Source organism: Microbacterium sp. T32, from assembly GCF_001619615.1.
Lineage (GTDB): Bacteria > Actinomycetota > Actinomycetes > Actinomycetales > Microbacteriaceae > Microbacterium.
The window spans coordinates 493,211-516,732 of the sequence record NZ_LQQP01000012.1; the positions used below are offsets into that span (position 1 = coordinate 493,211).

A 23,522-nucleotide genomic window follows, 5' to 3' on the forward strand; every position below is an offset into this window, starting at 1 on the left:
TCCACTCCGGTGGGCGCAATGCGGGGTGGTACCGCGGTCCGACCGGATCGTCCCTGCAGGTGGATCGCAACCTGCGGAGAGACATGACCTACCCTCGCCCCTCATCCTTCGGCCCCGCCGCCGACGCATCGACCCCGGATGCCACGACCTCCACGCCCGGCACGGGCGCCGCGTCCACGGCATCCGTCGTTCCCAGCCCCCGATTCCCGGATATCGAGCGCGACACGCTCGCGTTCTGGGACGCGGACGACACGTTCCGCGCCTCGATCGCGAACCGCGAGGGCGCCGAGGAGTGGGTGTTCTACGACGGTCCGCCGTTCGCCAACGGTCTGCCGCACTACGGTCACCTCCTGACCGGGTACGCGAAGGACCTGTTCCCGCGCTTCCAGACGATGCGCGGCAAGAAGGTCGACCGCGTCTTCGGCTGGGACACCCACGGGCTGCCGGCCGAGCTCGAGGCCATGAAGCAGCTCGGGATCACCGAGAAGGACGAGATCGAGCGCATGGGCGTCGCCGTCTTCAACGGCAAGGCCCGCGAGTCGGTGCTCGAGTACACGCGCGACTGGCAGGACTACGTCACCCGCCAGGCGCGTTGGGTCGACTTCGAGCGCGGCTACAAGACGCTCGACACGTCGTATATGGAGAGCGTCCTGTGGGCGTTCAAGACGCTGCACGACAAGGGCCTCGCGTACGAGGGCTACCGCGTGCTGCCGTACTGCTGGCGCGACGAGACCCCGCTGTCGAGCCACGAGCTGCGCATGGACGACGACGTCTACAAGATGCGTCAGGACCCGTCGGTCACCGTGACGTTCCCGCTGGTCGGAGCGAAGGCCGAGGCGCTGGGTCTCACCGGCGTGCGGGCGCTCGCGTGGACGACCACGCCGTGGACCCTGCCCACGAACCTGGCTCTGGCGGTGGGTCCTGGCATCCGTTATGCCGTCGTCCCGGGCGGACCGAACGGTGCCGCCGACGTGCACCGCGCGCCCGACGGAACGCCCGACGAGGCGTTCGAGGCCGTCGCGCACCGCTACCTGCTGGCCGAGGACCTGCTGCCGAACTACGCGAAGGACCTCGGGTACGAGTCGGTGGATGCCGCTCGCGCGGCGGTCGAGTCGACGATCACCGGCGCCGAGCTCGGGGGAGTGTCGTACGACCGCCTGTTCGACTACTACGCCGACGCCGAGACGTGGGGCACGCAGGACGCGTGGAAGATCCTCGTCGACGACTACGTCACCGTCAGCGACGGCACGGGTATCGTCCACCAGGCCCCGGCCTACGGTGAGGATGACAAGCGGCTCGCGGATGCCGCGGGCCTGCCGACGATCATCTCGCTCGACGACGGCGGCCGGTTCCTGTCGACCGTCACCGACGTCGCGGGGGAGCTGTGGTTCGAGGCCAACCGGCCGCTGATCCGTCTGCTGAAGCAGGGCGGCCGGCTGCTGCGCGAGGCGTCGTACGAGCACTCGTACCCGCACTGCTGGCGCTGCCGGAACCCCCTGATCTACAAGGCCGTATCGAGCTGGTTCGTGCGGGTCACGGACTTCAAGGATCGCCTGCTCGAGAACAACCAGCGGATCACGTGGGTGCCCGACAACGTCAAGGACGGGCAGTTCGGCAAGTGGCTCGAAGGAGCGCGCGACTGGTCGATCAGCCGCAACCGCTACTGGGGTTCGCCGATCCCGGTGTGGAAGAGCGACGACCCGAACTTCCCCCGCGTGGACGTGTACGGCTCGCTCGCCGAGATGGAGGCGGACTTCGGCCGCTTGCCGCGCAACGCGGACGGCGAGGTGGATCTGCACCGTCCGTACATCGACGACCTGACGCGTCCGAACCCCGACGACCCCACGGGACGCTCGACCATGCGCCGCATCGAGGACGTCCTCGACGTGTGGTTCGACTCCGGCTCGATGCCGTTCGCGCAGGTGCACTACCCGTTCGAGAACCAGGAGTGGTTCGACGAGCATTCGCCGGCGGACTTCATCGTCGAGTACATCGGCCAGACCCGCGGCTGGTTCTACCTCATGCACGTGCTGTCCACCGCGCTGTTCGACCGGCCCGCGTTCACGGGCGTCTCGTGCCACGGCATCGTCCTCGGCAACGACGGGCAGAAGATGTCGAAGTCGCTGCGCAACTACCCCGACGTGCGCGAGGTCTTCGACCGAGACGGCTCGGATGCCATGCGCTGGTTCCTCATGTCCAGCTCGGTGCTGCGCGGCGGCAACCTCGTCGTGACCGAGGAGGGCATCCGCTCGGGCGTCCGCGAGTTCCTCCTGCCGCTGTGGAACGCGTGGTACTTCTTCGCGACCTACGCCAACGCCTCGGGTCCCGACGGCTACGAGGCGCAGTGGCGCACCGACTCCACCGACGTGCTGGACCGCTACATCCTCGCGCTCACCGGCGATCTCGTGCGCGATGTTGCCGCCGACCTCGAGGGCCTCGACTCGACGACCGCGGCCGAGCGTCTGCGCGACTTCGCCGAGGTGCTGACGAACTGGTACATCCGTCGTTCGCGCGACCGGTTCTGGGTGGGCGTGACCGATGACCCGTCCAGCCGCGAGGCGTTCGACACGCTCTACACGGTGCTCGAGACGCTGACCCGCGTCGCCGCCCCGCTGCTGCCGCTCGTGACCGAGCGCGTGTGGCAGGGCCTGACCGGCGGCCGCAGCGTCCATCTGCAGGACTGGCCGGACGCGTCGGCGTTCCCGGCGGCCGCAGACATCCGCACCGCGATGGACACCGTCCGCGAGGTCTCGAGCGTCGCGAACGCCCTCCGCAAGCGCGAGGGCAAGCGCGTGCGCCTGCCGCTGCCACGTCTGACGGTGGTGACCCCGGATGCCACGGGCCTGGCGCAATTCGACGACATCCTGCGCGACGAGCTCAACGTGAAGAGCGTCGAACAGATCGCGCTGGAGGCCGACACGGCCGCCGCGTACGGCATCACCCACCGCCTGTCGGTCAACGCTCGCGCCGCGGGTCCGCGTCTCGGCAAGCAGGTGCAGCAGGCGATCAAGGCCGCGCGAGAGGGCGACTGGAGCGAGGTCGACGGCCGCGTCGTCGCCGGGGGCATCCCGCTCGAGCCGAGCGAGTACGACCTGGTCGTCGAGACGGCCGGGCGCCCCGAGGGTGAAGCCCTCGCGGTGCTGTCGTCGGGAGGCTTCGTGCTGCTCGACACGGTCACGACGCCCGAGCTCGAGGCCGAGGGCCTGGCGCGCGACATGATCCGCGCGATCCAGGACACCCGCAAGGCCGCCGGCTTCGACGTGAGCGACCGCATCACGCTGACGCTGACGTTCGACGACGCCGCGGACGCCGCGGCGGTGGCCCAGGCGTTCGACCTCGCCGGCGTGGCATCCGAGACCCTTGCCGAAGGCGTCGTCCTCGCGAGCCGCACCGAGCGGCTCATCGAGCGCGGCGAGACCCGCGTGCCCGAGTTCGAGAACGTCGTCGCGGCGAAGACCTACGCGAACGTCGGCGCCGTCACCGTCGCTGTCGCCCGGATCGGAGCCCCCGCATGAGCGACCGTTCCCGCGCCGACGCCGTCTACGCCGCGCTGCTCCAGCGACAGGGCGAGCAGTGGGTGCAGCCGCGCGTCGAGCGGACGCGCCGCGTGCTCGAGCTGCTCGACGACCCGCAGCGCACCTACCGCGTCATCCACGTCACCGGCACCAACGGCAAGACCTCGACGAGCCGCATCATCGAGAGCCTGCTGCGCGCGCTCGGGCTGCGCACGGGCCTCTTCACGAGCCCGCACCTCGAGCGCTTCACCGAGCGCATCCTCATCGACGGGGAGCCGGTGGCGGATGCCGCGGTCGCCGACGCGTGGGACGAGATCCAGCCCTTCGTGCAGATCGTGGATGCCGAACTCGAAGCGGCCGGAGATGCGCCCCTGACGTTCTTCGAGCTGCTGACCGTGCTCGCGTTCGTCGCGTGCGCGGACGCGCCGATCGACGTGCTGGTGCTCGAGGTCGGCATGGGCGGCGAGTGGGACTCGACGAACACCGCCGACGGCGACGTCGCGGTCTTCACGCCGATCGACATCGACCACGCCGACCGGCTGGGCAACACCATCGCGGAGATCGCGACCGTCAAGGCCGGGATCATCAAGGAGGGCGCGGCCGTCGTCTCGGCCGCACAGCCGGAGGAGGCGCGCCGCGCGATCCTCGCCCGCGCCGAGAAGATGCACGCGACCGTCGCGTTCGCCGGGGAGGGGTTCGCGCTGGAAACGCAGACCCTTGCCGTGGGCGGTCAGCTGCTGACCGTCCGCGGCGTCGCCGGCACGTACCCCGAGCTGTACCTTCCGCTCTACGGCGCGCACCAGGGCGCGAACGCCGCCCTGGCGATCGCCGCGGTGGAGTCGCTCATCGGCGGGGGAGCGCAGCCCCTCAACGCCGACATCGCGGGCGACGGCCTCGGCGCGGTCACCTCGCCCGGCCGTCTGCAGCTCCTCGGTACCGCGCCGACCGTACTGGTCGACGCCGCGCACAACCCGCACGGGGCGCGTGCGCTCGTCGCCGCCCTCGACGAGGCGTTCGACATCGACGAGTGGGGGGCGGTCGTCGGCATCCTGGCCGGGAAGGACACCGTCGGCATCGTGTCGACGCTGACCCCGGCGGTGGCGCGCGTGTTCGCGACCACACCCGACAGCGAGCGCGCGGGCGACCCCGACCTCATCGCGGACGTCGCCGAAGCGGCCGACGTGCCCGTCACCGTGCACCCGACGCTCGAGGACGCCGCGGACGCGGCGCGCGCGTGGGCCGCGGAGTCGGACCGCCGCGCCGTGATCATTGCCGGATCCGTCATTCTCGCGGGCGAGGCGATCCGCCTGTCCGAGCTCGAGGACTGGAAGTCGGGGTGGCAGCGATGAGTCCGCGCGAGCCTCGCGCTCCGCGAGAGCGACGCCCCCGCCGCACCCGAGGAGCGCAGGAATCGCTCGGCGCGGTCGTGCTCGGCTTCGAGTCGATCGTCGTCTTCCTCGGCGGACTCGTCGTGTACGGCCTGAAGGCGCTGCCGTGGGGGATCGAGCCGTGGTGGGGGATCGTGGGCGGCGTCGTCCTGGCCGCCGCGATGGTCGCGACCTCGGGTCTGCTCCGCCACCGCTGGGCGATCATCGCGGGCTGGGCACTCCAGGTGATCCTGGCGCTCGGTGGCATCCTGGTTCCGGCTCTCGCCGTCGTCGCTCTCATTTTCGGTGGGATGTGGGCGTATGCGACGATCAAGGGAGCGGCTCTCGATCGTGCCAACGCGCGGAGGGCCGCCGACCCCGACCTCTCGAACGGAGAATGACCCATGGCCACCGAAGAGACCCTCGTCCTGGTCAAGCCCGATGGGGTCGCGCGCGGCCTGACCGGCGCGATCCTCGCCCGCATCGAGGCGAAGGGCTATGCCCTCGTCGACATCCGCCTGGTCGAGCCCGACCGCGAAACCCTGGCGCGGCACTACGCCGAGCACGAGGGCAAGCCGTTCTACGAGCCGCTGCTCGAGTTCATGCTCTCCGGTCCGTCGGTGGCGATCCGCCTCGCCGGCAACCGCGTCATCGAGGGCTTCCGTTCCCTCGCCGGCACCACCGACCCCACGACCGCCGCCCCCGGCACGATCCGCGGCGACTTCGGCCGCGACTGGGGCCTCAAGGTCCAGCAGAACCTCGTCCACGGCAGCGATAGCCCCGAGTCCGCCGCGCGCGAGCTCGCGATCTGGTTCGCCTGATCCCGGATGCCACGACGGCCGCCGCCCCCTCGGGGCGGCGGCCGTTCTCTGTGCCGGCGGCGCGGCGGTGGCTCAGCGATCCGCGCCGGGTCAGTGGCATCCACCCGAACCGGACTGAGGACGTGCAGATCACTGAGGTTATGCAGGGCGGCCCGGACGGCACCGCGGTCGCTCCGCGATCGGCACAACCTCAGCAATCCGCACCGGCTCAGTGGCATCCGCGCCGATTCGACTCACCTTCCGCGGATCGCTGACGTTGAGCGGCGAGGTCAGATCTGGCCGAGCACGTTCAAGCGGAGCTGCGCGATGACCGCGACGACGACGTAGGCCCCGAACGCCATGAGCGGCACCCACGCCATGAGCGAGGACGCGGCATCCCGTGCCTTCTGTCCGACGGGGAAGATGCCCTCGCGGAACAGGTGCAGCGTGACCACGATGAACGTCGGGATCGTGACCGACCACGTCACCATGCACCACGGGCAGAGCGTCCCGAGTACGAAGATGCTCTGCGAGATGAGCCAGATGACGAAAGTCATGGCGCCGGCGATCCCGAGCCAGAAGATGATCCAGAACCAGCGCGCGAAGCGGGCACCGGCGAGGATCGCGAACCCGACGACGATCGGCGCGATCCACGCGGCGAGGCCGATGATCGGGTTGGGGAAGCCGAAGACACTGCCCTGCCAGGACTTCAGGTTCGCGGTGCACTGCACCAGCACGCTGAAGTCACAGGATGCCGCGGCCCCGCCGTCCATGAGCTGGTGGAAGCGTTCCATCGTCAGCGAGAACGCGGCCCACCAGCCGACCGCCCCCGCGATGATCAACCACACCGCGAGCACTCGGGGCTGACGCGGGGTGACGGTTTCACTCATGCTCGCGATTCTTGCACTGCGGCCTGATGTGCTGCGTGTGGGTGCCTCGCCGTCGAGAAGCCCGCGCAGGCACAGACGCAGGCGCATAAACGCTCCGGCTCGCCGGAAACGCCCGGACACGGCGTTTCCGGCGAGCCCGGGCGTTTATGCGCGGTACACGTAGCTCGGCGAAGTGAGCGAATCCGGCCGACCGTGCGATAATGGAGCTTCGATGAGCCGCGGCCGCGCCGCAGGCGAATCACCAGAAGACTTCGGGCGATGACCGCCCTTCGCAGCACGAGCCGCAGGCCTGCTGCAGACCGAGTGAGTTCGCGGCCCCGCCGGGTGCGGCGCCGCACGAGATTTCGCCGGGCGACGCGCGGTGTCGCCCGCTAGGGAGTACGCCCGATATGGCCGACGCAACAGAAGATCAGACGCCCGAAGAGGCTCCCGCGACCGACGCCCCCGAGTCGGTGCAGGACGAGAGCCCGGCGACCGACACCCCGTCGGTCGACACCGATCCCGACGACGAGGCCGCGGTGGACGACGCGGAGGCCGCCGCCGCGACCGACACCGGTGAGCCCGCCGTCCTCGAGACCGATGCGGTGGATGCCGCCGACGCCGCCGCCGTGACGGCGACCGACGTCGAGGAGCCCGAGGTGGACGCCGCTCCGGTCGAGGCCGAAGCAGTCGGCGGGGCCGAAGCCGTGGTCGAGCCCGAAGCCGCCGCCGAGGCGGAAGCCGCCGCTGAGGCAGCGCCGGAGCCCGAGCCGCAGCCCGAGGCAGCCCCCACGGCGGAAGCGGCCGCCGAGCCGCAGCCCGAACCGCAGCCGCAGCCCGAGGCCCCGGCCGAGCCGGCGAAGCCCGCGATCCCCACCGCGGTGTCGCTCGGGCTTCTGCCCGAGGTGTTCGTGTCGGCCGTGTCGACGCAGCTGCACTTCTACGCCCCCGAGCTCCCGCCGCTGCCCGCGCGCGACGACGTCGACGAGCGTGACGACGACGGTCCCGTGGAGCGCACCTCGGCGAACGCCCGTCGCCGCAACCGCCGGCGCGGGGGAGCCACGTCCGGCACCGACGATCAGCAGGAGGCTCCGGCCGCTCCCGTCCGCCAGCGCGCGGTCGAACTCATCACCGAGCCGCAGCGCATCAAGGGCTCGACGCGCCTGGAGGCGAAGAAGCAGCGCCGCCGCGACGGCCGCGAGGCCGGACGCCGCCGCCCCGTCGTCACCGAGGCCGAGTTCCTCGCTCGCCGCGAGGCCGTGGACCGTGTCATGGTCGTGCGGTCCAAGGGCGGTCGCATCCAGATCGGTGTGCTCGAAGACAACGTGCTCGTCGAGCACTACGTCGCCCGGAACCAGGATGCCTCGCTCATCGGCAACGTCTACCTCGGGCGCGTGCAGAACGTGCTGCCCAGCATGGAGGCGGCGTTCGTCGACATCGGGCGCGGCCGTAACGCCGTGCTGTACTCCGGCGAGGTCGACTGGGACGGCGTCGAGACCGGCAATCAGCCGCGCCGCATCGAGCTGGCGCTGAAGTCCGGCGACCGCGTGCTCGTGCAGGTCACCAAGGACCCCGTCGGACACAAGGGTGCGCGCCTGACGAGCCAGATCTCGCTGCCCGGCCGCTACCTCGTGTACGTGCCGAACGGGTCGATGAACGGCATCTCGCGCAAGCTCCCCGACACCGAGCGCGCACGCCTGAAGAAGATCCTCAAGGAGGTGCTGCCCGAGTCGTCTGGCGTCATCGTCCGCACCGCCGCCGAGGGCGCCACCGAAGACCAGCTGACGCGCGACGTCCAGCGCCTCACGGCGCAGTGGGAGCACATCAGCACCCAGGTGAAGACGCTCCAGGCGCCGGCGCTGCTGCACTCCGAGCCCGACCTTCTCGTCAAGATCGTGCGCGACGTCTTCAACGAGGACTTCACGCGCATGCTCATCCAGGGCGACGAAGCGCTCACGACGATCTCGAACTACCTCGCGGGCGTCGCCCCCGACCTGCTCGAGCGCGTCGAGAAGTACGAGGGCGACCAGGATCCGTTCGACGCGTTCCGCATCACCGAGCAGATCGAGAAGGCGCTCGACCGCAAGGTCTGGCTGCCCTCGGGCGGCTCGCTCGTGATCGACCGCACCGAGGCGATGACCGTGGTCGACGTCAACACCGGCAAGTTCGTCGGGTCGGGCGGCAACCTCGAAGAGACGGTCACGAAGAACAACCTCGAGGCCGCGGAGGAGATCGTCCGCCAGCTGCGTCTGCGCGACATCGGCGGCATCATCGTCGTCGACTTCATCGACATGGTGCTCGAATCCAACCGCGACCTCGTGCTGCGCCGCCTCATCGAGTGCCTGAGCCGCGACCGGACGAAGCACCAGGTCGCCGAGGTCACCTCGCTCGGCCTCGTGCAGATGACCCGCAAGAAGCTGGGCCTGGGTCTGCTCGAGACGTTCAGCGAGGCGTGCGAGGTCTGCGCCGGCCGCGGTGTCATCGTGCACCACGACCCGGTCGTCAAGCACCGCTCCGCCGCGACCAACGGAAACGGCAACGGCAACGGCAACACGAACGGCAACCGCCGCGGTGGCGCACGCGGGGGCAACGGCTCCCCGGCCGGCAACGGCGGCAACGGCACGAACGGCGGCAACGGCAACGGTGGCCCCGCGGCCCCGACCGGCGGCACGCACGTCATCACCGAGGGCGTGAAGTCGGCGCTCGCGCAGATTGCGGCATCCACGATCCACCCGACGGTCGACGACCCGGCCGTGGTCGAAGCGGCCGTGGTGGCGTCGGTCGAGGCGGTCCTGGATGCCAAGGTCGAACAGCCCGTGCGCGAGAAGCGTCCGCGAAAGAAGCGTGAGCCGCGTGCCCCGCGTACCGAGAAGGAGGCGCTCCTGGAGTCGGTGCTGGAGGCTCTGCCCGAGCCCAAGGCCCCCGGTCAGGGGCGCTCGCGCCGCCGCGTGACGACCGCCGCCCTGACCGGCACGCCCGTGAGCGCCCACCCGGCCGAGGAGGCGTAGGCGCTCTGCCTCGCGCGTGAGGGGTCAAGATTTGTCGCCTGACGGAGGTCAGAAGCGACAAATCTTGACCCCTCACGCGGAGGGCGCGCAGAGCCTCAGAGGCCGCGGCGCTCTCGGGCGGTGATGCGCAGACCCGATGCGCGGAGGCGCCGCACCAGCTCGCGACCGCCGACGTGCTCGGCCCCCGCGGCGACGAGGTCGGCGTGACGCTCGTCGGGGACGTCGTAGTGGTCGAGATCGAACGCGCGCGCCGGGATACCGGCTGCGGCGGCGAACGCGTGCAGTTCGTCGAGGTTCGCGTCGCTCACGAGATGCGCCCACAGCCTGCCGTGCGCGGGCCACTGCGGGTCGTCGATGAGAATCGCCACTCCGCGATCCTACGGCCGACACGCGGTCCCGATGCTTTTGCCGGATGCCGCCGGGTGAGCTAAACTCGTCCTTTGGTGCGTCGTGTCCGCGCGATTGACGCGAGACCCCGTCGGCTTCGGTCGGCCGGATCGCACCGAGACTCAGGGCTTCAAGCCCTCCCGACGTCATCAGACAACCGGAGCCGTGCGCTCCCGAACGAAACAGGTGTGAAGTGGTTTACGCAGTTGTGCGCGCCGGCGGCCGGCAGGAAAAGGTCGAGGTCGGCACGATCGTCGTGCTCGACCGCCAGGCGGCGAAGGTCGGCGAGAGCATCCAGCTGCCCGCCGTCCTGTTCGTCGACGGCGAGACGGTCACGACCGACGCCGACAAGCTCGCGAAGGTCTCGGTCACGGCCGAGGTCCTCGGTGAGGAGCGCGGTCCGAAGATCGTGATCCAGAAGTTCAAGAACAAGACCGGCTACAAGAAGCGCCAGGGCCACCGTCAGGACCTCACGCGCGTCAAGATCACCGGCATCAAGTAAGAGCCAGGAGACGCAGAGATGGCACACAAAAAGGGCGCAAGCTCCACCCGCAACGGTCGTGACTCCAACGCACAGCGCCTCGGCGTGAAGCGCTTCGGCGGCCAGGCCGTCAACGCCGGCGAGATCCTCGTCCGTCAGCGCGGCACGCACTTCCACCCCGGCGCCAACGTCGGTCGCGGTGGTGACGACACGCTGTTCGCCCTCGCCGCCGGCTCCGTCGAGTTCGGTCAGAAGGGCGGCCGCAAGGTCGTCAACATCGTCGCTGCCGCCGCGGAGTAATTCCGCAGCACACGGCGTTCCCGAGGGGGTGGGCACTGCGCCCGCCCCCTCGTCGTCTTTCCCGGGCACGACCGGCACACACCGCACCCCACCGGCACACACCGCGCCCCACCGGCACACCCCGCGCCCCGCGGGCACACCCCGGCCACGTCCCTCACCCACCGGCATCCGTCGAAAGGATTCTCATGGTCACCTTCGTCGACCGCGTCACCCTGCATCTGCGTGCGGGGAAGGGCGGCAACGGCTGCGTATCGGTGCGCCGTGAGAAGTTCAAGCCGCTGGCCGGCCCCGACGGCGGGAACGGCGGACACGGCGGCGACGTCGTGCTCGTCGCCGACCCGCAGGTGACCACGCTGCTGTCGTACCACCACTCGCCGCACCGCTCGGCGGGCAACGGCGGCTTCGGCATGGGCGACAACCGCTCCGGCGCCGCGGGAGAGATCACCGAGCTGCCCGTTCCGCTCGGCACCGTCGTGAAGGACCCCGACGGCACGGTGCTCGTCGACATGCTCACCCCGGGGCTGCGCTTCGTCGTCGCCCCCGGTGGCCTCGGCGGCCTCGGCAACGCCGCGCTGGCGTCGCCCAAGCGCAAGGCTCCCGGTTTCGCGCTGCTCGGAACGCCCGGCTGGGAGGGCGATGTCGTCCTCGAGCTGAAGACCGTCGCCGATGTCGCTCTCGTGGGCTTCCCGTCCGCCGGAAAGTCGAGCCTCATCGCCGCGGTGTCCGCCGCGCGCCCGAAGATCGCCGACTACCCGTTCACGACACTCCACCCGAACCTCGGCGTGGTGCAGGCGGGCGACGTGCGCTTCACCGTCGCCGACGTCCCCGGCCTCATCGAGGGCGCGAGCGAGGGCCGCGGTCTCGGGCTGGAGTTCCTCCGCCACGTCGAACGCTGCACCGCGCTGGTGCACGTGCTCGACTGTGCGACGCTCGACCCCGGTCGTGATCCGCTCAGCGACCTCGACGTCATCCTGGCCGAGCTGGCGGCCTATCCGGTTCCGGACGGCCAGCTCCCGCTGCTCGAGCGTCCGCAGATCGTCGCGCTCAACAAGGTCGACGTCCCCGAGGCGCGCGATCTCGCCGACCTCGTGCGCCCCGACCTCGAGGCGCGCGGATTCCGCGTGTTCGAGATCTCCACGGTCAGCCGCGCGGGTCTCCGCGAGCTCACGTTCGCGCTGGGTGAGATCGTCGAGCAGCACCGCGTCGCGACCATCGACGACAGCCCCGCCGAGCGCATCGTCATCCGCCCGCAGGGGTCCGAGAAGGACTTCACGATCAAGGTCGAGGGCGGAACGTACGGCCCCGTCTACCGGATCCTGGGCGACAAGCCGGTCAAGTGGGTGCAGCAGACCGACTTCCAGAACGAGGAGGCCGTGGGCTACCTCGCCGACCGTCTCGCGCGTCTGGGCGTCGAGGACGAGCTGTTCCGCGCCGGCGCCGTCGCGGGTGCGACGGTCGTCATCGGTCCCGGCGATGGCATCGTCTTCGACTGGGAGCCGACGCTCTCCTCGGCGGCCGAGCTGATGACCGCTCCGCGCGGTACCGACCCGCGCCTCCTCCAGAGCACGCGCCGCACGAGCAATGAGCGCCGCGAGCAGTATCACGAGCGGATGGATGCCAAGGCCGAGGCACGCGCCGAACTCGAGGCCGAGCGCCTCGCCGAGCGCGCGTACGACGACGAGGACGAACGATGACCGCACGCGTCCGGGAAGACCTGCCCCGCGCCTCGCGGATCGTCGTGAAGGTCGGGTCGTCGTCGATCAGCGGCGACGGCGCCTTCCGCATCGACCTCATCGTCGACGCGCTCGCCCGGGCGCGCGAAGCGGGTGTCGAGGTCGTCCTGGTGTCATCGGGCGCGATCGCGACCGCGCTACCCTTGCTCGACCTGCAGGGTCGGCCCAACGACCTCGCGACGCAGCAGGCCGCCGCGGCGGTCGGTCAGAACGTCCTCATGTGGCGCTACCAGACCTCCCTCGACAGGTTCGGTCTGCTCGCCGGGCAAGTGCTGCTTACCGCGGGCGACCTCGAGAACGCCACGCACCGCTCCAACGCGCGTCGCGCGATGGAACGGTTGCTGGGTCTTGGCATCCTGCCCATCGTCAACGAGAACGACACGGTCGCCACTCACGAGATCCGCTTCGGCGACAACGACCGGCTCGCGGCGCTCGTCGCGCAGCTCATCGGCGCCGACGCCCTCGTCCTCCTGAGCGACATCGAGTGCCTGTACACAGCGCCCCCGAGCGAACCGGGCGCACGCCCGATCACCGACGTCGAGTGGGGCGACGACCTCTCCGAGTACACGTTCGGCTCCGTCACCGTGAACGGCGTGGGGACCGGGGGAGCGGCGACCAAGGCATCCGCCGCGAAGCTCGCCTCGGCCGCGGGTGTCGGCGTGCTCGTCACGAGTGCGGACCTCGTCACGGAGGCCCTCGCGGGGGCGTCCGTCGGCACGTGGTTCGCCCCGCATCCCGACCCCGTCACCCTGATGACGGGACCCGTGGGCGCGGTGTCCCGCGGCGATAGACTGGCGTGATGACGCTCACCGCCGTTTCGGTCGACGACCGGCTGCGCCTCGCGAAGGATGCCGCGCGCGAGGTCGGGCTCCTGGACTCCGCGGCCAAGACCGCGATGCTGCGCGCGATCGCCGACGCCATCGACGCGGCGTCCGACGAGATCGTCGCGGCGAACGCCGACGATCTGGCCCGCGGGCGCGAGTCCGACATCGGCGACGCGCTACTCGATCGTCTCCGGCTGGATGCCACCCGCGTGGCGGCGCTGGCCGCGGCGGTGCGCGACGTCGCCGAGCTGCCCGATCCGGTCGGGCGCGTGCTCGACCAGCGCACGCTGCCCAACGGCCTGCAGCTCGAGAAGGTCGCGGTACCCTTCGGCGTCGTGGGCTCGATCTACGAAGCGCGTCCGAACGTCACGGTCGACATCGCCGCCCTCGCGCTCCGCTCCGGCAATGCCGTGGTGCTCCGCGGCGGATCAGCCGCGCAGAGCACGAACGCCGCGCTCGTCCGCGTCATGCGCGACGCCCTCGAGGCGCAAGGGCTCACGCCCGACGCGATCCAGACCGTCGACGACTTCGGCCGCGACGGCGGACGGGCGCTCATGAACGCCCGGGGCCTCGTCGACGTCCTGGTGCCGCGGGGGAGCGCGGGTCTCATCGAGACCGTCGTCACCGAATCCACGGTTCCCGTCATCGAGACGGGCGCCGGCGTCGTCCACGTATACCTGGATGCCACGGCCAATGCCGATTGGTCCCGCGACATCGTCCTCAACGCGAAGACGCAGCGTCCGAGTGTGTGCAACGCGGTCGAGACGGTTCTCGTGCATCGGGATGCCGCCGACCGCCTGCTTCCCGACCTCCTGGGTTCGCTCGCGGAGGCGGGCGTCCGCGTCCACGGCGACGAGACCGCCATGGGCTACGACCCCCGCGTCGTCGCCGCGACGGAGGAGGACTGGGCCACCGAATACTTGAGCCTCGACCTCGCGGTGCGCGTCGTCGACGACCTCGACACCGCGCTCGAGCACATCCGCCGCTACTCGACGCACCACACCGAGTCGATCATCACCGACGACGAGGCATCCGCGTCGCGCTTCCTGGCGGAGGTCGATTCGGCCGTCGTCCTGGTCAACGCCTCGACCCGCTTCACCGACGGGAGCGAGTTCGGCTTCGGCGCGGAGGTGGGGATCTCGACCCAGAAGCTGCACGCGCGCGGCCCCATGGGCCTCGCCGAGCTCACCAGCACCAAGTGGCTGGGGCGCGGCGACGGCCAGGTTCGGGCCTGACCGCATAAAATGACCCTGCGCGCCGCGCAGAAACCTCGAACGGAGCACTGATGACTTTCGCCTCGCTGATCGCTTACGCCGCTGCTGAGGGCGCCCACCACGAGGGCGGCAACGTGCAGGCTCAGACCTTCTGGTACGGCGCGGTCGCTTTCATCGTGTTCGTGTCGCTGAGCCTGGTGACCCTGTCGTACCGCAACGTCTCGAACCGTCACGCGCACAAGGCCGAGGCCTACACGAAGAAGCACGGGACGCCCACGCCCGAGGCGCACGGCCACTGAGGCCCACTGTATGTCGGTGACGCGCGCCCCTCGCATCGGGGTCATGGGTGGGACGTTCGATCCCATCCATCACGGTCACCTGGTCGCGGCCAGCGAGGTCGCGCAATCGTTCGATCTCGACGAGGTCATCTTCGTCCCCACGGGTCGCCCGTGGCAGAAAGCCGACGTCACCGAGAGCGAACACCGCTATCTGATGACCGTCATCGCGACGGCATCCAATCCGCAATTCACCGTGAGCCGCGTCGACATCGATCGGGCGGGTCCGACCTACACGATCGACACGCTCCGTGATCTCAAACGTGAACGGCCGGGTGCCGACCTCTTCTTCATCACCGGTGCCGACGCGGTCGCGCAGATCCTCGGCTGGCGCAACCACCAGGAGCTGTGGGACCTCGCGCACTTCGTGGCGGTGTCCCGACCGGGCCACGTGCTGACGACGGAGGGGCTGCCCACCGAAGACGTCAGCCAGCTCGAGATCCCGGCGCTGTCCATCTCGTCCACCGACTGCCGCGCCCGCGTGCGCCGAGGCCACCCCGTGTGGTACCTCGTGCCCGACGGTGTCGTGCAGTACATCGCGAAGCATCACCTCTACCGGAGCCCCGCATGAGCACTTCCGAGAATTCCGAGACCCCGCCGCTGACGCGGCGTCAGCTGCGCGAACTCCGCAACACCGGCGCCACGCCGATCATCGCCCCGCCGTTCGACGCCCCCGCCGAGGCGCCCGACGCAGAGCCCACCCCCGCCGAGCCGGCCATTGCCGGGCCTGCGGTGTCCGAGCCGACTCCGGATGCCACGGCCCCGGCCGAGCCGGAACCCACGGCTACCGCTCCCGGGGAGCCGGCCGTCGAGGAAGAGCCCGTGCCCGAGGCCCCCGCCAAGAAGGGCGGCATGCTGGGCGGACTCTTCGGCCGCGGCAGGGCAGAGAAGGACGAGGAGACGCCCGCGGAAGAGCCTGCCGCGGCGCAGCCGGCCGCGGACGAACCGGCAGCCGAGCCGGCCCCCGCGGAACCGCTGGTTCCCGCGACGTTCGCCCCGCCCGCGAGCAGTGATCTCGGCGTGACGGGCCTCACGCGTCGCCAGGTGCGCGCGCAGGAGCGCATCCGCACGGCGAGCGTCCCGGTCATCACGCCCGATCTCCAGCCCGACGCCCCGGTGTCGCCCGAGGTTGCACCGGCCGAGACCGCGACCGACACGCCGGTCGAGGAGGCGGCATCCACGGATCTCGCCGAGCCGACCGACGCACCCAAGACCGCCGGGCTCGAGGCGATCTTCCGCCCGGCGGCTCCCGCAGAGCCGGAGAGCACCGAGGACGCCTCCGTCTCGACGGTGAACCCCGCGCTCGGGTCGCACCTGCTCGACGGCGAGGCGCCGAACATCTCGCTGCCGCCGTCGTTCGATCAGCTCATCGAACGGAGCGCCGTGACGACCGGCTCGGTGTCGATGCCGAACGCCCTGATCCTCTCGCAGACGCCCACGGGCGTGCCGCTGGTGGGCCCGGTCACCGCCACGGGCGAGATCATCGTCACGGGCACGTTCGAACTGCCCGAGGGACTCGGTTCGTCCGGTCACGCCCCCGGAACCACCGACGGTCGCGACGTGGATGCCGTCCTCCTCGACGGCGAGCTGCCGCCCGCGTCGTCGCCCACCCCCATCGCGGCCAGCGCCGCCATCAGCACCGTCAAGCAACCCGGTGAGATCATTCGCCCCCCGGCGCCGGAGAAGGGCAGCAAGCTCGTCATCGGTCTCATCATCACCACCGGCGCCCTCGCCGTGGCGGTCGCCGTCGCGCTGGTTCTCGCCTTCACGACAGGAGTCTTCGGATGACAGCCAGCCCCAACGGCATCGAGATGGCGCGCATCGCCGCGATCGCCGCCGACTCGAAAGCGGGCGAAGACCTCGTCGCCCTCGACGTCTCCGAGCCGCTCCCGCTCGTCGACATCTTTCTGCTCGTCACCGGTCGCAACGAGCGCAACGTCGCGGCGATCGCCGACGAGGTCGAGGAGAAGCTCCTCGAGGCCGGCCACAAGCGGCTCCGCCGCGAGGGACGCCAGGAATCGCGCTGGGTGCTCCTCGACTTCGGCGACCTCGTCGTGCACGTGTTCCACGAGCAGGAACGCGTGTACTACGGCCTCGAACGCTTGTGGAAGGACTGCCCGGTCGTGCCGCTCGAGCTCCCGGCTCCGGCGTCCGCCGACTGACGCCGCACGAACGAAGCGAAGCGCCGCCCCCCGTGGGAGCGGCGCTTCGGCGTTTCTCAGACCAGCGCGGGGGCGAGCTCGTCGCGCAGGATCGCCGCGCCCGCGCTCAGCGCGCTGAGCTTCGCGAGAGCGATATCGCGGGGCAGGGGAGCCATGCCGCAGTTGGTGCTGGCGACGAGCTTGTCGGCATCCACGAACTCGAGCGCGCGGCGCAGGGTGTCGGCGACCTCCTCGGGGCGCTCGATCTCGTGCGAGGCGACGTCGATGGCACCGAGCATGATCCTCTTGCCGCGGAGGAGCTCGATGACGTCGAGCGGGATGCGGGAGTTGTGCGACTCCAGCGACACCGTGTCGATGTTCGACTCCTTCAGCAGCGGGAACGAGTGCTCGTACTGGCGCCACTCGGGGCCGAGCGTCGCCTTCCAGTCCGTGTTCGCCTTGATGCCGTAGCCGTAGCAGATGTGCACGACGGTCTCGGCGCGGAGCCCCTCGATCGCCCGCTCGAGCGTGGCGACCCCCCAGTCGCGCACGTCGTCGAAGAACACGTTGAAGGCCGGCTCGTCGAACTGGATGATGTCGACGCCCGCCGCCTCGAGCTCCTTCGCCTCCTGGTTCAGGATGCCGGCGAACTCCCACGCGAGCTTCTCGCGGCTCCCGTAGTACCGGTCGGCCAGCGTGTCGATCATTGTCATGGGCCCGGGCAGCGCCCACTTGATCGGCTGGTCGGTCTGCTGGCGGAGGAAGGCGGCATCCGGGACGAAGACCGGCTTCTCGCGCCCGACGGGACCGACGACCGTCGGAACGCTCGCGTCGTAACGGTTGCGGATGCGGACCGTCTCGCGGTTCTCGAAGTCGACGCCGCTGAGGTGCTCGATGAACGTCGTGACGAAGTGCTGGCGGGTCTGCTCGCCGTCGCTGATGATGTCGAGGCCCCGCTGCCGCTGCTCGTGCACGGCGGCGCGGAGGGCGTCCTGCTTGCCCTCGACGAGGGCGTCGCCCTCGAGCGCCCAGGGCGACCAGAGCTTCTCGGGCTCGGCGAGCCACGAGGGCTTGGGGAGGCTCCCGACGGCGGCGGTGGGGATCAGGGCGTTCATAAGAGCGGTCTCCGGCAGGGTCAGTGGACGAGGGCGGGGGAGAGGCCGGCCCAGCGGGCGAGCAGCTCACCGTGAGGCTTCACGAAGTGCTCCTCGGCGTACTTCCCCTGGGTCAGGGCCAGCCGGGAGCGCTCCTCGCGGTCGTAGTCGACGCGGGTGCGCGAGAAGTCCTGGCTGTCGAGGGTCGGGCGGAAGACGTGGGCGGCGGCGGAGTTGGCGTTGTAGATCTCGGGCCGATAGATCTTCTGGAACGTCTCCATCGTGCTGATCGTGCCGATGAGCTGCAGGTTGGTGTAGTCGTTCAGCAGGTCGCCGCGGAAGTAGAACGCGAGCGGTGCCGAGCTCCCCTCGGGCAGGAAGTAGCGGACCTGGAGGCCCATTTTCCCGAAGTACTCGTCGGTGAGCGAGTAGTCGTCCTGCACGTACTCGACTCCGAGGACCGGATGCCGGTTGTCGGTGCGCTGGTAGGTCTTGCTCGTCGACACACTGATGCAGATGACCGGCGAGACGTCGAAACGAGCGCGGTACTCGGGCGACTCCAGGAAGTGCTGGAACAGCTTCCCGTGCAGAGCGCCGAAGTCGTCGGGCACAGTGAAGGCACCGGCGGCCGCGCTGGCGGCGGGCAGCAGCACGCTGAAGTCGAAGTCGCGCAGGTAGGAGGAGAAGTTGTTGCCGACGATCCCGTGGTGGCGAACGCCGGTCGTGCGGTCGACGACCACGAGGTCGAGCACCTCGAGGAGGGGGAAGCGCTGGTCGTCTCCGGACGCTGCGAACTCCAGGTCGACCGAGACGATGTCGATCTCGAGGGTGTAGCGGTCGCCCTCCGGGTTGTCCCAGCGCGCGAGGTCGTTGAACCGACGGTCGATCATCGTCAGGGCGTTGCGGAGATTCTCCTGCCGGTCCTCGCCGCGGGCCAGGTTGGCGAAGTTCGTCGTGGCGCGTGAACTCTCGGACGGGGAGTAGTTCTCGTCGAATCGGGTGGTCGAGATCTGGAACGTGAAGTCGGTGGACATGTCCCGGGCTCCTCTCGCGCGTCGGCAGACCGCCGCGCGGTCATCGGTGATCCCATGGTCCTCGCCCGCGGCATCCATCGGGTAATCCGTCACGACTATTCGCTCCTATAGTCTTTGCCTATGGCTCGACGATCGAGCGGCGTGACGCTGCAGCAGCTCCAGTCCTTCATCGAGGTCGCGGCCGAGGGGTCGATCTCCGCGGCGGCCGATCTGCTGTACGTCTCGCAGCCGACGATGTCCGCATCGATGAAGGACCTCGAGGCGCGCGTCGGACGGTCGCTGCTGGTGCGGTCGGCGCGCGGGATCACCCTCACTTCGGACGGCATCGAGTTCCTCGGGTACGCGCGGCAGGTGGTCGAGCAGGTCGCGCTCCTCGAGCAGCGGTACCTCGACCGGCCGCCGTCGCGTCGGCTCCTCGGGGTGTCGGCCCAGCACTACTCGTTCGCGGTCGACGCGTTCGTGCGGATGGTCAAAGCCAGCGGAGCGGAGCAGTACGAGTTCTCGCTCCGCGAGACGCGCACGTGGGACATCATCGAGGACGTCCGGACGCTGCGCAGCGAACTCGGCATCCTGTACCGAAACGACTTCAACCGGGATGTCATCGACAAGCTGCTGCGCGACTCGGGGCTGTCCTTCCACCCGCTGTTCCTCGCCGACCCGCACATCTTCGTCTCGCGCAAGAACCCGCTCGCGCGGCGGAAGCGCGTGACGCTCGCCGACCTCGAGGGGCTGCCGCGCTTGACGTTCGATCAGGGCACGAACAACTCGTTCTACTTCGCCGAGGAGATCCTGTCGACGCGGTCGAGCACGCAGGAGATCCGCGTGTCCGACCGGGCGACGATCTTCAACCTCATGATCGGCCTCGGCGGCTACACGATCTCGACCGGCATCATCAGCGACGACCTCGACCCCGAGATCGTCGCGGTGCCCCTCGACGTGGACGAGCGCATCGAGATCGGGTGGATCGCGCACGGCGCCATCCCGTTGACGGAACAGGCGCAGCGCTACCTCGACGAGGTGCGGGCCGTGGTGCGGGAGTTCGACGTGGAACTTCTTGGCTGATGCGAGATGCCCCGCGAATCTTCGCGGGGCATCTGTTTCGGTGGACCTGAGGGGACTCGAACCCCTGACCCCCTGCATGCCATGCAGGTGCGCTACCAGCTGCGCCACAGGCCCGTCTTCTGTTCTCACCCCTTTCGGGGCAACTCCATGAGCTTACTACACGGGTTCGGGAGGCAAGAAATCGGCCCCACCGGGCGTGTCGTCCCCGCCCGTGACCGCGGCGACCAGCGCCGCACGCAGAGCCTGCGAACGCTCGCTCAGGGCGCGCTGGCGCGCGACGTACCGCGCCTTACCCTCGGGCGTCTCGATCGGAACGGGTGAGTAGCCCCAGTCGGTCAGGTCGTAGGGCGACGCCTCCATGTCGAGCGTGCGGATGTCGCGCGCGAGCTCGAACGCATCGAGCAGGATCTCGCCGGGGACGAGCGGCCCGAGCTTCACGGCCCACTTGTACACGTCCATGCCCGCGTGCAGGCATCCGGGCTGTTCGACGTCGACCTGGAGATCGCGCGACAACGCGGTGCGGTTGCGTGGAACCGCGTCGGGCGTGAAGAACCGGAAGGCGTCGAAGTGCGTGCACTTGAGATCGTGCGACTCGACGACGGCGTCCGTGCCGTCGGAGCCGAGACGCAGCGGTACCGCGTGCCGCACGTCCTCGGTGCGGTAGGCCATGGCCCACTCGTGCAGCCCGAAGCAGCCGAACTGCGCCGGGCGGGCAGCGGTGGCGCGCAGCAGATTCACCACGCCGCGGTACAGCGAGCCGCGGTCGCGGCGGAAGGCCTCGGCATCCACTTCCACGCCCCCTGCGATCGGGCGATACCAGCGCCAGGCCGCGCGTTCATCGGCATCGGCGAGGACCACGCCCGGACCCGGATGCCACCGACGGAGGATCGCCGGCTTGTAGGAGTAGTACGTGAAGAGGAAGTCCTCGACCGGATGCTTCTGGCCCCGGGCGGCGCGGGCGCGATGCGCAGCCGTGAGTGCGTCGGCGCGTTCGGCGTGGGCCTCGGCACGCTCGGTCCACTCGGTGCGCGACAGCGGGGGTGACTCGAGGAGCGTCGTCATTCGACCGGCTCGATGAGGTCGGGGCTGTCGTTGCGCACGTTCCCCACGGCGGGGGAGACGACGTGGTCGTCGAGCGTCTCGGCGACATCGGGGGCGGCGTCGATCGCGGCATCCAGGATGTCGCCGACGTTCTCGGTCGTCGGGTCGAGCCACGCGTCGGCGAAGTCGGGGTCCATGAACAGCGGCATCCGGTCATGGATGGATCCGAGACGCCCGATCGCGTCGCGCGTCCTCGGCCTTCGCGGGGTCCTTCCACCACTCGTAGAGCCCCGCGAAGAACAGCGGTGAGCCGTCGGCGGGGTGAATGTAGTGGGGCGTCTTGCCCGCGTCGGTGGTCTTCCACTCGTAGTAGCCCGACGCGGGGATGACCGCGCGACGCTTGATCAGCGCGTTTCGGAACATCGGCTTGTCTTCGACCTCTTCCGACCGCGCGTTGAACGCGCGCGCGCCGATCTTGACGTCTTTCGCCCAGCCCGGGACCAGCCCCCACCGCGCGACCTCCAGGCGCCGCACGGGTGGCTCGGTCTTCACCGAATCGAGCACGATGGCCACGGATGCCGTGGGCGCGATGTTGTACGACGGCGGGGGCAGCTCATCGGTCTCGACGTCGACGCGCAGCACGCCCACCAGTTCGGATGCCACATTGGCCACGACGAATCGACCGCACATGGTTCGAGGGTACGCGGGGCGTCCGACATCCGGGCTGTGCTGCGGCTCTTGGCGTCCGCCGCACCCTCGGCGATCCGCACAACCTCAGTCCGAAACCCGCGGATGCCGCTGACCCGGCGCGAATCGCTGAGGTTGTGACGAGGCCTGGGCGCGCACGGCATCCGCCCCTCCGCCACTCCCGGCGCCGCGCAGCTTCAGCGATCCGCACAACCTCAGCCCGAAACGCACGGATGCCACTGACCCAGCGCGCATCGCTGAGGTTGTGACGTGGCCCGGCGCGCATGGCATCCGCTCCTGGGTCTCACCAGTGCCGCGCAACCTCAGCGATCCGCGTTACCTCAGCCCGAAACTCACGGATGCCACTGACTCAGCGCGCATCGCTGAGGATGTGCCGCGGCCCGGCGCACACGGCATCCGCCCCTCCACCCCTCACGGCCCCGCGCAACCTCAGCGATCAGCACAACCTCAGCCCGAAACCCACGGTTGCCACTGACCCAGCGCCAATCGCTGAGGATGCGCCGCGGCGCGCCACAGGGCGAATCGCTGAGGATGCGCCGCGGCGCGCCACAGCCGCGCGGCAGAGCGTCAGGCGTCGCGCGCGATGACGCCGGCGTCCTCGAGGCGTTCGAGGAGCCCGGCGCCGTCCGACTCGGTGACCCACGGCACGTCGGCGGCGGAGTGGTCGTCGACGACCGTGCGGCCACCGGCCAGCACGGCCTCGGCGGGGAGGAGGCGGCGGATCGCGACGGCGGCGACGCTGTCGGGGTGCTCAATGGCGAACTGCGTGTAGATGGCGTCGTCGTGCTGACCGTCGTCGCCGACGAGCAGCCACTTCACGTTCGGGAACTCCGCGGCGAGCCGTCGCAGGTTGCCCTCCTTGTGGGCGCGACCGCTGCGGAACCACCGATCGTGCGTCGGCCCCCAGTCAGTGAGCAGGAACGAGCCCGAGGGGAAGAGGTGGCGCCGCATGAACCTCGTCAGGGTGGGCGCGACGTTCCACGCCCCGGTCGAGAGGTAAATGACGGGCGCGCCCGGGTGCTCGCGCGAGAGACGTTCCAGCATCACAGCCATGCCGGGCACGGGCTGGCGGGCGTGCTCGTCCACGACGAACGAGTTCCACGCCGCGAGCAGGGGCCGCGGGAGCGCGGTGACCATGACCGTGTCATCCACGTCGCTGACGACCCCGAACCGCACGTCGGATCCGACGATGAACACCCGCGTCTCGGTGGGCTCGCTGCCCTCGACGGTCGTCGTCACGGTCTGCCAGCCGGGCGGCAGCGTCGCGGGGAGCTTCGCGTCGATGACCCCGCCACGGTCGGCGACGACATCGTGGTCGACGCCCTGGATCGTCACCGTCACCCGCGCGAATCCGACGGGAACGGCCGCGAAGCTGCGCCAGCCACGCAGGCTCGCGAAGTCGCCGCTCGACGTGCGCTTCACCGGGGGAGTGATGAGGACGCGGCCGAGGACACGTACCCACTCCTCGGTCCCGTAGCCGGGAAAGCCGGTGACCGTGGGCCGGAGGCCGCGTCCGCGCGCACGCCGTTCGCGCCAGGCGTGGAAGCGGTACTCGAGGCGTGCGAACCAGAGCACCTTGGCGCGAGGAGAACGAGGAGAACGAGGCATC

General features: G+C 70.1%; 21 protein-coding genes, 1 tRNA gene and 1 pseudogene. 15 read left to right on the top strand and 8 right to left on the bottom strand.

The window, feature by feature from the left end; genetic code table 11:
- Positions 1 to 83 precede the first annotated feature (83 nt).
- The 4 genes from ileS to ndk are packed head-to-tail and all read left to right on the top strand — an operon-like array spanning position 84 to position 5,703.
- Positions 84 to 3,515, top strand: coding sequence for an isoleucine--tRNA ligase (gene ileS, locus AVW09_RS08675; protein ID WP_063257666.1), 3,432 nt, complete (start codon positions 84 to 86; stop codon positions 3,513 to 3,515).
- Positions 3,512 to 4,864 carry a bifunctional folylpolyglutamate synthase/dihydrofolate synthase gene (locus AVW09_RS08680; protein ID WP_063257667.1) on the top strand — a complete coding sequence of 451 codons (1,353 nt, stop codon included), beginning with the start codon at positions 3,512 to 3,514 and terminating at the stop codon, positions 4,862 to 4,864. Before ileS ends, AVW09_RS08680 begins: the two co-directional genes overlap by 4 nt.
- Positions 4,861 to 5,283, top strand: coding sequence for a DUF4233 domain-containing protein (locus AVW09_RS08685; protein ID WP_063257747.1), 423 nt, complete (start codon positions 4,861 to 4,863; stop codon positions 5,281 to 5,283). Before AVW09_RS08680 ends, AVW09_RS08685 begins: the two co-directional genes overlap by 4 nt.
- 3 nt (positions 5,284 to 5,286) lie before the next feature.
- Positions 5,287 to 5,703: a nucleoside-diphosphate kinase gene (gene ndk / locus AVW09_RS08690; RefSeq protein ID WP_063257668.1), complete on the top strand. Its 417-nt coding sequence runs from the start codon at positions 5,287 to 5,289 to the stop codon at positions 5,701 to 5,703.
- Positions 5,704 to 5,972: 269 nt separating this feature from the next.
- Here ndk and AVW09_RS08695 read toward each other — a convergent pair whose 3' ends face one another.
- Positions 5,973 to 6,572, bottom strand: a complete 600-nt coding sequence (locus tag AVW09_RS08695; RefSeq protein ID WP_063257669.1) for a vitamin K epoxide reductase family protein — start codon at positions 6,570 to 6,572, stop codon at positions 5,973 to 5,975.
- A gap of 389 nt (positions 6,573 to 6,961) precedes the next feature.
- Between AVW09_RS08695 and AVW09_RS08700 the strand changes: the two genes are divergently transcribed.
- The gene (locus AVW09_RS08700) at positions 6,962 to 9,559 is read left to right on the top strand and encodes an Rne/Rng family ribonuclease (RefSeq protein WP_156496033.1); all 2,598 of its coding nucleotides are present in this window, start codon (positions 6,962 to 6,964) and stop codon (positions 9,557 to 9,559) included.
- A 95-nt stretch (positions 9,560 to 9,654) separates the two neighbouring features.
- On the opposite strand, the gene AVW09_RS08705 is transcribed toward AVW09_RS08700, so the two are convergent.
- On the bottom strand, positions 9,655 to 9,927 hold the full coding sequence (locus tag AVW09_RS08705) for a DUF4031 domain-containing protein (RefSeq protein WP_063257670.1): 273 nt from the start codon (positions 9,925 to 9,927) through the stop codon (positions 9,655 to 9,657).
- Positions 9,928 to 10,139: 212 nt separating this feature from the next.
- Between AVW09_RS08705 and rplU the strand changes: the two genes are divergently transcribed.
- From rplU to rsfS, 9 genes are all read left to right on the top strand, one after another.
- Positions 10,140 to 10,448 carry a 50S ribosomal protein L21 gene (gene rplU, locus AVW09_RS08710; protein ID WP_022878253.1) on the top strand — a complete coding sequence of 103 codons (309 nt, stop codon included), beginning with the start codon at positions 10,140 to 10,142 and terminating at the stop codon, positions 10,446 to 10,448.
- Positions 10,449 to 10,466: 18 nt separating this feature from the next.
- Positions 10,467 to 10,727 carry a 50S ribosomal protein L27 gene (gene rpmA / locus AVW09_RS08715; RefSeq protein ID WP_022878252.1) on the top strand — a complete coding sequence of 87 codons (261 nt, stop codon included), beginning with the start codon at positions 10,467 to 10,469 and terminating at the stop codon, positions 10,725 to 10,727.
- A gap of 185 nt (positions 10,728 to 10,912) precedes the next feature.
- The gene (gene obgE / locus AVW09_RS08720; RefSeq protein WP_063257671.1) at positions 10,913 to 12,421 is read left to right on the top strand and encodes a GTPase ObgE; all 1,509 of its coding nucleotides are present in this window, start codon (positions 10,913 to 10,915) and stop codon (positions 12,419 to 12,421) included.
- Entirely contained in the window at positions 12,418 to 13,260 is an 843-nt protein-coding gene (gene proB / locus AVW09_RS08725) for a glutamate 5-kinase (protein WP_063257672.1), read from the top strand. Before obgE ends, proB begins: the two co-directional genes overlap by 4 nt.
- Positions 13,260 to 14,519 (top strand): glutamate-5-semialdehyde dehydrogenase, encoded by a 1,260-nt coding sequence (locus tag AVW09_RS08730; RefSeq protein WP_063257673.1) that lies wholly within the window; start codon positions 13,260 to 13,262, stop codon positions 14,517 to 14,519. Before proB ends, AVW09_RS08730 begins: the two co-directional genes overlap by 1 nt.
- 50 nt (positions 14,520 to 14,569) lie before the next feature.
- A complete protein-coding gene (locus AVW09_RS08735; RefSeq protein ID WP_022878522.1) occupies positions 14,570 to 14,797 on the top strand; it encodes a hypothetical protein in 228 nt (75 codons plus the stop codon).
- Positions 14,798 to 14,807: 10 nt separating this feature from the next.
- On the top strand, positions 14,808 to 15,404 hold the full coding sequence (gene nadD, locus AVW09_RS08740) for a nicotinate-nucleotide adenylyltransferase (protein WP_022878523.1): 597 nt from the start codon (positions 14,808 to 14,810) through the stop codon (positions 15,402 to 15,404).
- Complete coding sequence (locus tag AVW09_RS08745; RefSeq protein ID WP_063257674.1) at positions 15,401 to 16,621, top strand: hypothetical protein; 1,221 nt, start codon at positions 15,401 to 15,403, stop codon at positions 16,619 to 16,621. The genes nadD and AVW09_RS08745 overlap by 4 nt, the downstream gene beginning before the upstream one ends.
- Entirely contained in the window at positions 16,618 to 16,995 is a 378-nt protein-coding gene (gene rsfS, locus AVW09_RS08750; protein ID WP_063257675.1) for a ribosome silencing factor, read from the top strand. The genes AVW09_RS08745 and rsfS overlap by 4 nt, the downstream gene beginning before the upstream one ends.
- Positions 16,996 to 17,051: 56 nt before the next feature.
- Here the strand turns inward: rsfS and AVW09_RS08755 are convergent, their stop codons facing one another.
- Positions 17,052 to 18,089, bottom strand: coding sequence for a methionine synthase (locus tag AVW09_RS08755; RefSeq protein ID WP_063257676.1), 1,038 nt, complete (start codon positions 18,087 to 18,089; stop codon positions 17,052 to 17,054).
- A gap of 20 nt (positions 18,090 to 18,109) precedes the next feature.
- A complete protein-coding gene (locus AVW09_RS08760; protein ID WP_063257677.1) occupies positions 18,110 to 19,102 on the bottom strand; it encodes a putative oxygenase MesX in 993 nt (330 codons plus the stop codon).
- Between the two features lie 120 nt (positions 19,103 to 19,222).
- Between AVW09_RS08760 and AVW09_RS08765 the strand changes: the two genes are divergently transcribed.
- Positions 19,223 to 20,164: a LysR family transcriptional regulator gene (locus AVW09_RS08765; protein WP_063257678.1), complete on the top strand. Its 942-nt coding sequence runs from the start codon at positions 19,223 to 19,225 to the stop codon at positions 20,162 to 20,164.
- A gap of 41 nt (positions 20,165 to 20,205) precedes the next feature.
- Here AVW09_RS08765 and AVW09_RS08770 read toward each other — a convergent pair.
- The 4 genes and pseudogenes from AVW09_RS08770 to AVW09_RS08785 form a co-directional block, all read right to left on the bottom strand.
- Positions 20,206 to 20,278: transfer RNA gene (locus AVW09_RS08770), tRNA-Ala, on the bottom strand.
- Between the two features lie 42 nt (positions 20,279 to 20,320).
- On the bottom strand, positions 20,321 to 21,226 hold the full coding sequence (locus AVW09_RS08775) for a hypothetical protein (protein ID WP_063257679.1): 906 nt from the start codon (positions 21,224 to 21,226) through the stop codon (positions 20,321 to 20,323).
- A pseudogene (locus AVW09_RS08780) lies at positions 21,223 to 21,895 on the bottom strand (SOS response-associated peptidase). The gene AVW09_RS08775 and the pseudogene AVW09_RS08780 overlap by 4 nt, the downstream one beginning before the upstream one ends.
- Before the next feature lie 585 nt (positions 21,896 to 22,480).
- The gene (locus tag AVW09_RS08785) at positions 22,481 to 23,521 is read right to left on the bottom strand and encodes an App1 family protein (protein ID WP_063257680.1); all 1,041 of its coding nucleotides are present in this window, start codon (positions 23,519 to 23,521) and stop codon (positions 22,481 to 22,483) included.
- Position 23,522: the final 1 nt, after the last annotated feature.